The 12,553-nt window shown below is 74.5% G+C and carries 13 protein-coding genes; 7 read left to right on the forward strand and 6 right to left on the reverse strand.

What is annotated here, in order from left to right; translation table 11 throughout:
- Positions 1–13: 13 nt before the first annotated feature.
- The 4 genes from AB0I29_RS20760 (at position 14) to AB0I29_RS20775 (ending at position 3,400) form a co-directional block, all read left to right on the forward strand.
- Positions 14–1,204, forward strand: coding sequence for an MFS transporter (locus AB0I29_RS20760; RefSeq protein WP_357485220.1), 1,191 nt, complete (start codon positions 14–16; stop codon positions 1,202–1,204).
- 27 nt (positions 1,205–1,231) lie between these two features.
- Positions 1,232–2,272, forward strand: a complete 1,041-nt coding sequence (locus tag AB0I29_RS20765; protein ID WP_357485224.1) for a MerR family transcriptional regulator — start codon at positions 1,232–1,234, stop codon at positions 2,270–2,272.
- 47 nt (positions 2,273–2,319) lie between these two features.
- Positions 2,320–2,865 (forward strand): GNAT family N-acetyltransferase, encoded by a 546-nt coding sequence (locus AB0I29_RS20770; RefSeq protein WP_357485228.1) that lies wholly within the window; start codon positions 2,320–2,322, stop codon positions 2,863–2,865.
- Between the two features lie 88 nt (positions 2,866–2,953).
- On the forward strand, positions 2,954–3,400 hold the full coding sequence (locus tag AB0I29_RS20775) for a hypothetical protein (RefSeq protein ID WP_285100737.1): 447 nt from the start codon (positions 2,954–2,956) through the stop codon (positions 3,398–3,400).
- Here AB0I29_RS20775 and AB0I29_RS20780 read toward each other — a convergent pair.
- From AB0I29_RS20780 to AB0I29_RS20790, 3 genes are all read right to left on the reverse strand, one after another.
- Positions 3,360–4,640, reverse strand: a complete 1,281-nt coding sequence (locus tag AB0I29_RS20780) for an MFS transporter (RefSeq protein WP_357485236.1) — start codon at positions 4,638–4,640, stop codon at positions 3,360–3,362. The genes AB0I29_RS20775 and AB0I29_RS20780 overlap by 41 nt on opposite strands.
- Entirely contained in the window at positions 4,637–5,299 is a 663-nt protein-coding gene (locus AB0I29_RS20785; RefSeq protein ID WP_357485241.1) for a helix-turn-helix domain-containing protein, read from the reverse strand. Before AB0I29_RS20785 ends, AB0I29_RS20780 begins: the two co-directional genes overlap by 4 nt.
- A gap of 70 nt (positions 5,300–5,369) precedes the next feature.
- Positions 5,370–6,245 (reverse strand): alpha/beta hydrolase, encoded by an 876-nt coding sequence (locus AB0I29_RS20790; protein ID WP_357485246.1) that lies wholly within the window; start codon positions 6,243–6,245, stop codon positions 5,370–5,372.
- Positions 6,246–6,348: 103 nt separating this feature from the next.
- Here AB0I29_RS20790 and AB0I29_RS20795 point away from each other — a divergent pair, with 103 nt between their 5' ends.
- The 3 genes from AB0I29_RS20795 (at position 6,349) to AB0I29_RS20805 (ending at position 10,690) form a co-directional block, all read left to right on the forward strand.
- Positions 6,349–6,981 (forward strand): dihydrofolate reductase family protein, encoded by a 633-nt coding sequence (locus AB0I29_RS20795; protein WP_357485251.1) that lies wholly within the window; start codon positions 6,349–6,351, stop codon positions 6,979–6,981.
- Positions 6,982–7,196: 215 nt separating this feature from the next.
- Positions 7,197–7,352 (forward strand): hypothetical protein, encoded by a 156-nt coding sequence (locus AB0I29_RS20800; RefSeq protein ID WP_357485256.1) that lies wholly within the window; start codon positions 7,197–7,199, stop codon positions 7,350–7,352.
- 92 nt (positions 7,353–7,444) lie between these two features.
- Entirely contained in the window at positions 7,445–10,690 is a 3,246-nt protein-coding gene (locus AB0I29_RS20805; protein ID WP_357485261.1) for a discoidin domain-containing protein, read from the forward strand.
- A gap of 94 nt (positions 10,691–10,784) precedes the next feature.
- On the opposite strand, the gene AB0I29_RS20810 is transcribed toward AB0I29_RS20805, so the two are convergent.
- The 3 genes from AB0I29_RS20810 to AB0I29_RS20820 form a co-directional block, all read right to left on the reverse strand.
- Positions 10,785–10,976, reverse strand: a complete 192-nt coding sequence (locus AB0I29_RS20810; RefSeq protein ID WP_357485266.1) for a hypothetical protein — start codon at positions 10,974–10,976, stop codon at positions 10,785–10,787.
- A 42-nt stretch (positions 10,977–11,018) separates the two neighbouring features.
- Positions 11,019–11,309: a UBP-type zinc finger domain-containing protein gene (locus AB0I29_RS20815; RefSeq protein ID WP_285100744.1), complete on the reverse strand. Its 291-nt coding sequence runs from the start codon at positions 11,307–11,309 to the stop codon at positions 11,019–11,021.
- A gap of 72 nt (positions 11,310–11,381) precedes the next feature.
- Positions 11,382–12,407, reverse strand: coding sequence for a LacI family DNA-binding transcriptional regulator (locus tag AB0I29_RS20820; protein ID WP_357485275.1), 1,026 nt, complete (start codon positions 12,405–12,407; stop codon positions 11,382–11,384).
- Positions 12,408–12,553: the final 146 nt, after the last annotated feature.

Raw genomic sequence — 12,553 nt, forward strand, 5'->3', positions numbered from 1 at the left:
CAGGCTCCCGGCCATGCCCGTCAAGCTCCCCCATTCCTGGCTCGCCTTCCTCGCCGCGAGCACCCTCAGCCAGCTCGGCAGCTCGGTCCTCTGGTTCGCCCTGGGCTGGGCCGCGGCGTCGCACGGCGGCCAGGTGGCCGCGCTCGTCCTGACGGCGTCCGGCCTGCCGCGGCTGCTCCTGGTGCTGGTGGGCGGCTCGGTCGCGGACCGGGTCGGCGCCCGACGCCTGCTCCTGTGCACCGAGTCCGTCATGGTCGCGGTCTGCCTCGCCCTCGCCGTCGCGCTCCGCTCCACCGGCCCGACGCCGTGGCTCCTCGCCGCCGCCGGCCTCGCCTCCGGCGTGGTCTCGGCGTTCTCCCTGCCCGCCCTCGGCTCGATGCCGCGCCGCCTCGTGGACGACGCCGCGCTCCCCCACGCGATGGCCCTGCGCCAGGGCCTGAGCCAAGCCGTGCTGCTCGCCGGCGCCCCGCTCGGCGGCGTCCTGGTCGCCACCGTGGGTCTGCCCGCGATCGCGGTCGCCGACGCCGCCGGCTTCGCCGTCGTCCTGCTCGTCCTCGCGGCGATCCGGCCCGCGCGCGGCGTCGGCCCCTCCACGGAGCCGTTCTGGCGCTCCCTGTCCGACGGCGCCCGTGTGGTCGCCCGGACGCGGGGCCTCGCGGCGGCGCTCGGGCTGACGGGCGCCGTGGCCGCCGTCGTGCTGCCGGTGTCGTCGCTGCTCGTGCCCCTGCTCGGGCAGGCGTCCGGGTGGGGCGCCGGAGCGACGGGGGTCGTGGTCGCCGCGCAGGCGGCGGGGTCGATCGGCGCGGCGCTCGTCGTGGCCCGGACCGGGACGGCGCGGCGGACCGGGCGGGCCGTGGCGCTGGGGCTGGCCGCGACGGCGGGCGGCGTGGCGTTGCTCGCCTCCGGGAGCGCGCCGGCTCTGGTGGCCGGCGCGGCCGTCGTCGTCGGGGCGGGGACGGGCGTCGCCGTCGCGCACCTGGGGCCGTTCGTGCTGGGCAGCGCACCCCGCACCCACCTGGCGCGGGTCCAGGCGTGGACGGCGCTGGTGCAGCTCGCGCCGGTGGTGGTGTCCAACAATCTGCTCGGCGCGCTCGCCGAGCGAGTCTCCCCCGGCGTCGCACTGGGCTGCTGCGCAGCCGCCCTCGGGCTGTGCGCGCTGGCGGCCACCCGGCTGCTCGCGCGTCGTGACCCGGCTGGACCCTGAAGTGGGTCGAGGGTCGATGCTGTACCCGTGCACCCCGCAACGATGCTGACCGTCGGCGCGTTCTCGCGCGCCTCGGGCCTCCCCGTCAGCGCCCTGCGCTACTACGACGCCGCAGGCCTGCTCCGTCCCGCGCACGTGGACTCCGCCACCGGCTACCGCTGGTACGCGCCGGACCAGGTGGAACGCGGCAGGCTGGTCGCCCGGATGCGCCAGACGGGCATGCCGGTCGCCGACATCTGCCGCGTCATCACGAGCGACCCCGTCACGGCCCGCCGGGTCGTCGACGCGCACCAGCGCCGCCTGGAGGCCGAGCTCGCCACGGCGTCCGCCCACCTCGCCGACGTACGCGAGCTGCTGGCGGCGACCACCAGCCTCACGGTCGACGACGCCGCGCTGCGCGCCGCGCTCCGCGCCGTCCGGCACGCCGTGAGCGAGGACGCCGGCTGGCCGGCGCTGCGCGGCGTCCTGTTCGACGTCGACGACGCCGGCCTCCGGCTCGTCGCCACCGACCGCCACCGCATGGCCGTCGCCGGAGTGCCGGTGGCAGACGTGTCGGGCCCGGCGGCGCGCGTCATCGTGCCGGTCGCGGTCGTGGACGCCTTCCTGGACCGCGCGGAGACGTCGCGGGTCGACGTGTCCCTGGCCGCGCACCAGATCGCGCTCGGCGGCCTGGACGGCGCGCCGATCGATGCGCTGTACCCCGACTACCAGGCACTTCTCGCGGCGCACGGGTCCTGGCCGGGGGACGCGCGGCCGGTCGCGGTCGGTGTGACCGTGCCTGCGCCGGACCTCCTGGAGCGGGTCCTGCGGTCCGACGTCGGGAGCGAGGCGGACGGCCGACGGCGGGGCGACCTGGTGCTGATCAGCCTCGACCCCGCGGAGGTCCGCGTCGGTGAGGCGCCGGGCACCGTCGCCTTCGACCGGGCGTTTCTCGCCGACGCCGTCCGTTCGTTCGGCGACGCCGACCTGCTGCTGACGGTCGGCGAGCGCGACGCGATGCGCCTCGCGGCGGTACACGGTCCGGACGCCGTCGTCCTCCTCATGCCGGTACGGCGCGACGCTGCCTGAAGCCCTGAACCGTGGGCCCGGGAACCCACCCTCGCTAGTCTGCGCAGATGGCAGACCTCGGACCCATCACCTGGCCACCCGCCCCCATCAGGACCGAGCGGCTCCTGCTCCGGGAGCCCACCGCCACGGACCGCGCGGCAGTCATCGAGCTGAGCGCCTCCCCCGAGGTAGGCGCGTACATCGGCGGGGCTCAGCCGCGTGACGAGCTCGAGCGGACCATCCCCGCGGTGCCGAGGGCGCACCCGGGCCAGTTCGTCGTCGACCTCGACGGAGCGATGATCGGGCTGGTCCAGCTCGACCGGCGCAACGGGGACTATCTGGTCGGCCCGGCCGTCGGGAAGGTCGAGCTGGGCTACCTGTTCCTCCCGGAGGCATGGGGGCAGGGGTACGCCGCCGAGGCCTGCGCGGCGGCACTCGACTGGTTCGCCGGCGCGGTCCCGGACGAGCCGGTCGTGCTGGTCACGCAGTCCGCCAACGAACGCTCGATGCGCCTCGCGGCGCGGCTGGGGTTCGTCGAGGAGGGCCGGTTCGAGGCGTGGGACGCCGAGCAGTGGTTCGGCGTGCGGCCGGCGTCGGCGTCCGGACGGGTCTGAGGTTCACCAGGAACGGGTGAGGGTACGGGGGCCACCACGGCGCTGAGATGAGGAGACTCACCGCAGGTGCCCTCGGCAAGGAGCCAACATGTCCGGCAAGTACGCCCCCGGATCCGACCCGTACCCCGGGCTGACCCCGGTCGCCGGCTACGGCCCGCCGACGTCGGTGGCGGTCACCTCGTCGGGCTTCGCAGGGACGATGCTCGTCCTGGCGGCCCTGTTCCAGATCCTCCAGGGGATCGCGGCCCTGGCGGCGGACACGTCGGCCATGGTCAGCGTCGAGTACATCTACGAGCTCGACGTGACGACCTGGGGCTGGATCCACATCAGCGTGGGCGCCGCCGCGTTCGCCGCGGGCCTCGGCGTTCTGCGCAAGCAGACCTGGGCGTACGTCGCAGGGCTCGCCCTCGCGATCCTGGCGAGCATCGTGAACTTCGCCTTCCTGCCCTACTACCCCCTCTGGAGCGCGGTCATCATCGCCCTCACCCTGGCGGTCATCTGGGCACTGATCTTCCTTCTCGGCCGGCGGAGCTGAGCAGCCGGAACGACGGCACCACGAACGGCGTCAGCGCCAGCACCGCGTACGCCACCCCCACGGCCCAGAGCGTGGGCACCAGCCCGACCCCGTCGACGAGCACGCCCGCCACCAGCGGCCCGAGCGGCAGCCCCAGCCACGCCAGCGACTTCACCGCGCCCAGCACCCTGGGCAGCATCTCCGTCGGGATGCGCTCGTACTGCACCGCGCCCAGCACGGGATTGATGCCACCCATCGCGAGCCCGCAGAGCACCACCACCGCCAGCACGGGCACCACCTCGTCACTCACCGCGAGCGCGAGGAACCACGGCGCGCCGCCGAGCAGGAACCCGAAGGAGTACAGCGCCCAGCGGTTCACCCGCGGCGCCACCCACGCCCCGACCAGGCTCCCCGCCAGGGCGCCCAGGGAGAACCCGCCGGCCACGGTGCCGACGGCGGCCACCGGTAGCTCGTGCTCCCGCACCCAGGACGGGAGATAGACGCTGGCCAGCCCGGCGTTCAGCAGGTTGCCGACGGCGACCATCACGACCACCCCCAGCAGCACCCGGTCGCGCGCGAGGAAGGCGAGGCCGGCGCCGAGTCGGCGCAGGTAGGGGTCCGCGACGTCGTCCCCCGCCGCCGGTGCGCCCACGGTGCGCGGGACGCACAGCGCGACCAGCATCGCGGCGACGAAGAACGCTCCCCCGCTCACGATCAGGACCGTCGGCGGGGAGATCACGGTCAGGAGGACGGCGGCGATCGGCGCGCCGACGAGCTGGCCGCCCTGGCTGGCCGAGGCGTGCAGCCCGGCCGCCCGTTCGAGCGGCACTCCGGCCAGGCGGGCGACGGCGGGGACGAGCGGCGCGCTGCCGCAGTCGGCCACGCCCCGGAACGCGCCGGCACATGCGATGACCACGAGCAACGCCCCGAACCCGAGGTGCCCGTTGACGTACAGCACGGGGACGACGAGCAGCGCCACGCCGGCGGCCAGGTTGGCCGTCCAGCTCGACCGTCGCGGCCCGAACCGCTCCACCGCAGGACCGGCGGTGGCCTGCATCAGCACGTACGGCGCCATCTCGGCCGTCACGACGAGCCCCGTCTGGGCCGCGCTCCCCGTGGTGGTGAGCACGAACCACGGGATCGCGATGGCCGACACGGCCGTGCAGGTCACGGAGACGACGTAGGCCGCCAGCACCGCGGCCAGCGGAAGCCGACGGCGCGCCGCCGCGATCTCGGCCGTCGTCGGCTCGGCGGCCGTCACGCGGGTGCCCCCGTGCCGCCCTCGTCGTCGTCCGGCAGGAGCTGGTACTGGAAGACCGCCCGGTGTCGCTCCGGCCCGTCCGTGTCCGGGCCTCCCGGGCCGCGGGCGCGGCCCGACTGGTCCCGGCGGAACGCGGCGACGGCCTCGACCACGCGCGCCGTGAGCTCGCGGGCCTCGGCGTACGTGAGCGACAGGTCGATGTAGCCGAGCTGCCAGGGCAGCTCACGGACCTCCTCGCCCCGCTCGGGCAGACCGTTCACGTAGCCCAGCACCCGCTCGTGCCCCACCTGGGCGACCATGCGCAGGTACCGCGCCGCCGTCTCGAGCTGCTCGGCGTCGCCCTGCTGGTCGGGCACGCGCAACGTGAAGGTGACGTTCTCGTGCGCGGCCCGCCACCAGCGGTCGCGCCGGTTGCCGAGCTCCTCGTCCTCGACCACGAGCCCGGCGTCCGCGAGCGTGCGCAGGTGGTAGCTCGTCACGCCGCTGGAGTGGCCCACCCGCTGCGCCAGGCCCGACGCCGTGGCGGGTCCGTCCTCGCGCAGCAGCCGGAGCAGGGCGAACCGGATCGGGTGCGCAAGCGCCTGCACGTTGTGCGGGGTCAGCGTCGCGTAACGCTCCGGGTCGAACCAAGGCGGTGGCCAGCCCTCTTGCTCGGTCATGCGACCACGCTACGACCGCAAAGGCTTTTTGCAAAGCACATTTGCAATTGAATCGTTCGGCGGGTCCGGCTCAGTCCACCGGGTGTACCTGCTGCCCGACGGCGCTCCGCAGCGCCGCCCGGAACTCCCCCGGCCGCTCCAGCCAGGGGTGATGTCCGGCCCCGGGGATGATGGTCACCGCGCACCCCAGCTCGGCGCCCAACGAGCGCAGGAGCGCGGCGGGGCGCGGGTCGCCGGCGCCGCCGATGATCGCCGAACCGGAGGGCAGCACCGCGCACAGCCGGTCGATCGCGTGCTCCAGCGGGTCGACGCGTTTGTCGGCGTTGAGCTGGGCGTTCATCACCCAGTTGATCGGCCGCATCGCGCGAACGGACGCCAGCGCCCACGTCCAGGCGTTGTCCTGGTCGGCGTGGTCGGTGAACCACGACAGCGCCAGGTACTCGACCTCCTCGTCGTCGCTGCGCGAGGCGAGCGCCTCGAGGCGGTCGAGCCGTTCCTGCTGGGCGGGCGAGCGACGCGCCCGTTCCGCGACGCGGGTCGGCTCGCGCCACGGCCCCACGAAGGGCCCGCAGAGGTAGACCACTCCGGCGACGCGCTCCGGGTGCGCCAGCGCGAAGAAGCTCACCAGGTCGGTCCCGTAGGAGTGCCCCACCAGGATCATCCGGTCGTGGCCCCACGCGTCCATCAGGTTCTCGAGGTCCCGCACGTGGCGGGCCACGGTGTGCCGACCGCTCCACCCGGACCCTCCGGTGCCGCGCTGGTCGTAGCGGTACACCCGGGTCAGGTCGTCGATCAGGGCGGAGACGGGTTCGAGGTAGTCCGGGAGCCCCGGCCCGCCGTGGACCAGCACGACCGGGGGCCGGCCCGCGCCCGCCACCTCCGCGGGGCCGGACTGCCAGGTGCGCAGCCGGACGCCGTCGTCCACCTCGACCCAGACCACCGTCATAGTGCCGCACCCTACGGCGACCGGCCGGCGGGTGGGCCGATGAGTCCGTCCGCTCCCCCAGGTCTACCCGGTGAGGCAGAGACCACTCATCAGGGAGCACACCATGGGCATCATCCAGATCGAGCTGTTCGCCACCCTCGACCTCGTCGCGCAGGCGCCCGGCGGACCCGAGGAGGACCCGGAGGGGTTCCCGTTCGGCGGCTGGCAGGCCCCGCTGCTCGACGACGTCACCGGCACCCAGGTCGACTCGGCCTACGAGGGCACCGACGCCCTGCTGCTCGGCCGGCGCACCTACGACATCTTCGCCGCCTACTGGCCGCAGCACGAGGGCGACCAGGACTTCGAGATCGCCGAGCTCTTCAACCGCGTGCCCAAGTACGTGGCCTCCCGCGGCACGCCCGACCTCGCGTGGGCCGGCTCCACGCAGCTCGGCCCGGACCTGCCCGCCGCGGTGCGCGAGATCCGGGACCGCCACGAGAACATCAAGGTGGTCGGCAGCCTGGACCTGGTACAGACCCTGCTGCGCGAGAAGCTCTTCGACCGACTCGACCTGTGGGTGCACCCCATCCTGCTCGGCGTCGGCAAGAAGGTGTTCGACGGCGGCGCGGTGCCCTCCAACCTCACCCTCCTCGAACCGCCGGCGACCAGCCCGAACGGCACGGTGCACCTGCTCTACGGTCTCGCCGAGGGCACCCCGGGCACGGGCGACATGGGCGCCCCCGACCGCGGGGTCTGACGCCCCGAGCAGCACCCGCAGCCGCCGAACGTAGGGTTGATCGCCTCATCAGCGCTCATGAGCCGACGAACCCTGCGTTCGACGCCGGCGGCGCACACCGTGCCGAACGGTTCGCGGCCGCGCTCACCGACGTCGAGCAGCTGCTCACCGCCCGGATCGAGGAGCTCGCCTCCGCCGTCGCGGCCAACCTGCTGGCCCGCCGGGAGCTGCTGGCGATGCCGGCCGGGTTCGAGGCCCAGCCCGACACCGCCGCGCGGTACGGGATGGTCAACACCCATCGCCAGGAGGAGTGGCCGACGTCGGCCCGCCTGACCGCGCTGGTGGAGGCGAAGCTGCGCGCCGCGGGCGTGCCCGTGCCGCACGGGCGCTGATGGGAGTTATCAGGGCATGGATCCCCGCACGTCCCGTGCGGTAATCTCCGGGGAGCAGGTACATGACAGCGCTGTCAGCACGGGAGGAACCCATGGCCACCCACCGCATCCGATCCGGCGCGGGGGCGCCGTTCCGCCGAGCGGTCGCGGGGCTCGCCGTCGTCGGCCTGGCCCTGCCGATCGCCACCCTCGCGATCACCCCGGCCCAGGCCGCCGGCCCCCGGACGGGACCGCCCGCGGCCGCACAGGCCGCGTACGGCGCCCCCGACGAGACCGCCGCGAACTACTACGCGGCGCTTCTGCGGCACACGCGCTGGGTCGAGACGGTCTGGGACGAGTCGGCGGGCGTCTACCAGGCCACGGACATGAACTTCGCGGTGGTGCTGGGCAACGCGGTGCTGCTCACGCACGGCGAGTACGACGCCGACCTGGCCGGCGTCCCCGAGGGCATCCTCCGCGAGCACACGCTCGCGACCATCGAGCACTACGCCGCGACCAACCGCCTCGTGGACCCGGCGGGCACCTGGGGTCGTCAGCTCTTCTGGGACTCGACGTTCCAGTCCTACTTCCTGGCCGCCGGCACCCTGCTCTGGGACGAGCTCGACGCCGCGACGCAGGCCAACCTGACCACCATCGCGACCGGCCAGTCCCGGTACACGGCGGACCTCGACTTCACGGACGACCCCCTGTCGGGCGGCTGGACCACCGAGTGGCCCGCAGGCAAGTACCGCGGCGACACCGCACAGGAGGAGGTCGGCGTCTACACGCAGGCCCTCGCGCCCGGGCTGGCGTGGGCGCCCGAGGATCCCGACGCCGGCCGCTGGGCCGAGCAGCTCGCCGACTGGGGCCGCAACGCCGCAGGTCAGCCGACCGCCGACCGCAACAACCCGGCGGTCGTCGCGGGCAAGCCGGTCTCGTCCAACACGATGCACAACATCCACGACACGTACATCGTGGAGAACCACGAGTCGTTCGGGCCGCACTACCAGTCCGACTCGTGGCGCTCGGGGGCCCGCAACGCGATCCACTTCCTGCTGCGCGACGAGCCGCTGCCGGAGATCCTCACGCGGCAGCCGAACTCGGCCGAGCTGTGGGAGTCCATCAAGCTGGTCATGTCCGACCAGGGCGAGCCGTTCATGCCCATGGTCCGCGACCGCGAGTTCCTCTACGGGCGCGACGTGATCCCGATGGCGTTCCTCGCGCAGGTGCTGCGCGACCCCGACGCGGCGCGCGCCGAGGTGAACCTCGCCGCGGCGCTGGAGGACTACCAGGCGTACGCGCCGGTGGACCGCCTCACCAAGTTCTCGGGCGAGCCCAAGTACGAGCCGGAGGCCCGCGCCGAGATCGCGATCTCCTACCTGCTGCACGTCGAGGCCGCGGAGTCCGCAGGGGGTCCCGTGGAGCCGACGCCGCAGGAGGTCTTCTTCGAGCGGCTGTCCGGCGTGCGCGACTTCGGCGCGGTGCCCGGCCTCACGGTGCAGCAGACGCCGCAGTCATGGGCGGGCGCCGTGAGCCGCAAGGGCTTCGTCAAGTTCCCCTGGGTGCCGGGGCACGACTCGTGGCTGTTCCACGCCTCGGGCTCGTCGACGTTCCTCTACCCGGACTCGAACGCGACCGTGGCCGAGCGCCACGTGACCACGTACACGCAGCCGCGCGACGGCTTCGAGGGCACGTCCTCGGTGTTCCGGATCCGCGACGGGTACGCGGGCCAGGCCACGCTCCCGACGGGCGCGGCGGTGTACGCGTCCTCGGGCGCGGGGCCGGACGACGCGAGCCTGTCGGTACGCAACCTCGCCATGGGCGGCTACGCCGGGCTGGACGGGTCGCGTACCTATACGACGGCGGAGGGCGCCACCACCGTCGCCGAACCGGAGCCGGACCCGGCGGACGCCAACGTCGCCCGCCTCGACACGCTGAACCTCGTGCCCGCGGGGGCGTCCGAGCCCGCCCCGGTCACCGCGCGGTACGTGCGGATGCAGGGTGTGCAGGGCCACCCGCAGTACGGCTACTCGCTCTATCACCTGCGCGCGTTCTCCCCCGCCGGGGACGACGTCGCGGCCGGGCGCCCCGCGACGGCGTCGAGCGCCGACACGGGCCGGGCCGCGAGCGCCGTCACCGACGGCAGCGGGACGACCCGCTGGGCGGTGTCCCGTGCGGACCGGACGCGCCCCGACTCGTGGGTCCAGGTGGACCTGGGCGCGCCCACGCAGGTGGCGCGGGTGCAGCTCGGGTGGGAGTCCGCGGCGGGCGAGCGGTACCGGGTGCAGGCGTCGCTGGACGGTGTGACCTGGCACGACGCGGCGTCGTTCGACGCCTCCGAGCCGCTGCTGTCGAGCGCGGGCCCGTGGCTGAACGTCGAGGGTTCGGCCGGGTTCGTCGTCCGCGGCAGCGGGGCGCCGATCACGGTGTCGCGGGCGGACGCCACGCGGCACGTGGTCCGGCTGGCGGACGGTGCGGCCGGGCCGCGGCTGGTGGAGATGGTGCCGGGCGACGCCGCGGCGACGTCGGCCCAGGCGGCCCGGCCCGTCCCGGTGGCGGACGCCGACGGGGTGCGCGTGAGCCTGGTCGACGGCTATCTGGTCGCGTTCAACCTGACGGGCGCGGACGTGACGACGACGGTCACGGTGCCGCACGGGAGCAGCCCCCGCGGCACGGACGGTGCCGTGCCCGTGTTCGCGGGCGAGCAGACGATCAGCGCGGACTCGTCGGCCCTGGGGCTGGCGATCCCCGCCGGCGATGCCGTGGTGCTCGCCCCGCGCGCGACCGTGGCCGGGCCCCGCGGGCGCACGCCGGAGGGCATCACCGTGGACGTCACGGACGCCCGCACCGTCACGCTGACCGGCCGGGGTCCGGTGACGGTGCGGCACGCGGAGACCGGGGCGACGCGCCCGGCGGCCGCGACGCCGCGGGGCACCACGGTGCGCTTCGCGGACGGCACGCCGTTCCCCGTGGCCGACCTGGCGCTGAGCACGCTCACGTTCCCGGCGTCGGTGCTGCCCGAGGGTATGACGTCGCCGTCGAACGCCGTGGACGGCGACCGCGGCACGGCGTGGGTGCCGGGGCGGGACGGGCGCATGGTGACCGACCTGGGCGCACCGCGGGAGATCGGCACGGTGGTGGCCGAGTGGGCGCGCCGCCGGACGCCGTCCGCGGTCGTCTCGGTGAGCGACGACGGGCTCACGTTCACCGACGTCGGCACGCTGCGGGCCGGCCGGGCTGAGGCCACCCTCGACGTCGGCCGCACGGCCCGCTACGTGGCGATCACGACGTCGTGGCGCCCGGGCGACCCCGGCCTGACGGCCCTGAAGGTGCTGCCCCCGGCAGCAGCAGAGAACTGACCGGCGTTCAGCAGGCTCCTGGGTACCGTATGGCGGCGCACACGGTACCCAGGAGCCTGCTGAACCCACCTCAGGAACGAGGGCGCCGGGCCGCTCAGCCCGAGCGGCCCCTGCGCACGGCACCGACGATCAGCACGATCCCGACCACGGCGAGGATCGGCCCGACGATCGCCCACAGCGTCACGCCCGTCATCGGGCTGCCGGCGAGGTAGCCGAGCCCCTGCACGGTGAACACGCAGCCGATGGCGACGAGCACCAGGCCGGCCACGATCAGGCCAGATCTCATCGTTGCCTCCGAGGACGGGGACCGGTCACCCCGACCGTACCGTCAGTACTTGTGGGTGCCCAGGGTGGACGACGAGATCATCGCGTCGTCGGCGTAGCAGTAGCCCCAGCCCTCGCCCGGCTCGACGGAGCGCATGAGCACGTGCCCCGACTCCTTGTAGTGGGCGGTCGCGTGCTTGGCCGGGGAGGAGTCGCAGCAGCCCACCTGCCCGCACACCAAACAGCTGCGCAGGTGCACCCAGGTGCCGCCGAGGGCGAGGCACTCGGGACAGCCCTCCCTGTTCTCGGGTTCGAGGACCGCGACCTGGTCCAGATGCGTGCACTCGTCGGTCATCGTTCGATCCTCACGTCGCTCCGGCAGGTCTCCCGCCGCGGCCGGTACCACCCGCGGCGGATGGCACAGAGTCTAGGCCGGGAACGACGCCGCGGGCGGGCCGCCGGTGGTGCTCTCCCGCGCCGTGATCCGGTGGGGCACCACCACGTGCTCGGCCGGCGCGTCCGGCTCGGCGATGCGCCGCATCACCAGGCGCACCGCCTCGGCCGCGAGCCGGGGCAGGTCAGGCGTCACGGTGGTCAGCGACGGCACGGAGAACTGGCCGTCCTCGATGCCGTCGAAGCCGGCGACGGCCACGTCGTCGGGCACCCGTAGCCCGCCGTCGTGCAGGGCGCGCAGCGCGCCCAGGGCCATCAGGTCGTTGAAGCAGAACACGGCGTCGAAGTCGACGCCGCGGGAGAGCAGCTGCGCCACGGCGTCGGCGCCGCTGGCCCGGTGGTAGTCGGTGCACTCGACCACGAGGTCCGGGTCCACGGCCACGCCCGCCTCGGCGAGCGCCGCCAGGTAGCCCTCGCCGCGCAGCCGCCCGGTCCCGTCGCCGCTCTGCAGGCCGATCCCCGCGATCCGACGCCGGCCCAGGTCCAGGAGGTGCCGCGTGACGTCCCGGGCCGCAGCCACGTTGTCCACGCCCACGTGGTCCACGCCCGCCGGCTCGCCGTACTCCCCCAGCAGCACGAGCGGCGTGCCGTCCCGCCGCTCGACGACCTCCGCGGCCGGGGTGACGAGCGGGCTGAAGAAGACGCCGTCGACCAGGTGGCTGGGCAGGCCGTCGAGCACCGCGCGCTCCCCCGCCAGGTCGCCCGACGTCTCCTCGATGAGCACCGACTGGCCCACCGCCCGCGCCGCCGCCGCGAGCTCGGAGGCCAGGCCCGCGAAGTAGGGCGACGTGAGCTCCGGCAGCGCGATCGCCAGGAACCCGGCCCGCCCGTGGCGCAGGCTGCGGGCCGACGTGTTGGGGCGGTACCGCAGCTCCGCGATGGCCGTCTGGACCCGCTCCCTGGTTTCCGGCCGCACGTTCGGGTGCCCGTTGATCACGTTCGACACCGTCTTGAACGAGACCCCGGCGCGTTCCGCCACGTCGCGCAACGTCACCCTCACTGATAGCCCCTGACCTGGCCGCGAACTCGATCCGCCCGCGCCCTGCGGGCCCGGCGGAGCAGCGCTCCGTGCGGGTCGGGACACTGCTCCGACAAGGCTAGACCACTGTCAGGATCCGCCGGGCGGACGGCCGGTCGGGGTTAGCC

This window comes from Promicromonospora sp. NPDC050262, assembly GCF_040655935.1.
GTDB lineage: Bacteria > Actinomycetota > Actinomycetes > Actinomycetales > Cellulomonadaceae > Promicromonospora.

Bases quoted from the DNA above. Each gene is read 5' to 3' on its own strand.
- AB0I29_RS20760 (WP_357485220.1), top strand. From the start codon at position 14: ATGCCCGTCAAGCTCCCCCATTCCTGGCTCGCCTTCCTCGCCGCGAGC.
- AB0I29_RS20770 (WP_357485228.1), top strand. From the start codon at position 2,320: ATGGCAGACCTCGGACCCATCACCTGGCCACCCGCCCCCATCAGGACC.
- AB0I29_RS20775 (WP_285100737.1), top strand. From the start codon at position 2,954: ATGTCCGGCAAGTACGCCCCCGGATCCGACCCGTACCCCGGGCTGACC.
- AB0I29_RS20785 (WP_357485241.1), bottom strand. From the start codon at position 5,299: ATGACCGAGCAAGAGGGCTGGCCACCGCCTTGGTTCGACCCGGAGCGT.
- AB0I29_RS20790 (WP_357485246.1), bottom strand. From the start codon at position 6,245: ATGACGGTGGTCTGGGTCGAGGTGGACGACGGCGTCCGGCTGCGCACC.
- AB0I29_RS20795 (WP_357485251.1), top strand. From the start codon at position 6,349: ATGGGCATCATCCAGATCGAGCTGTTCGCCACCCTCGACCTCGTCGCG.
- AB0I29_RS20800 (WP_357485256.1), top strand. From the start codon at position 7,197: ATGCCGGCCGGGTTCGAGGCCCAGCCCGACACCGCCGCGCGGTACGGG.
- AB0I29_RS20805 (WP_357485261.1), top strand. From the start codon at position 7,445: ATGGCCACCCACCGCATCCGATCCGGCGCGGGGGCGCCGTTCCGCCGA.
- AB0I29_RS20810 (WP_357485266.1), bottom strand. From the start codon at position 10,976: ATGAGATCTGGCCTGATCGTGGCCGGCCTGGTGCTCGTCGCCATCGGC.
- AB0I29_RS20815 (WP_285100744.1), bottom strand. From the start codon at position 11,309: ATGACCGACGAGTGCACGCATCTGGACCAGGTCGCGGTCCTCGAACCC.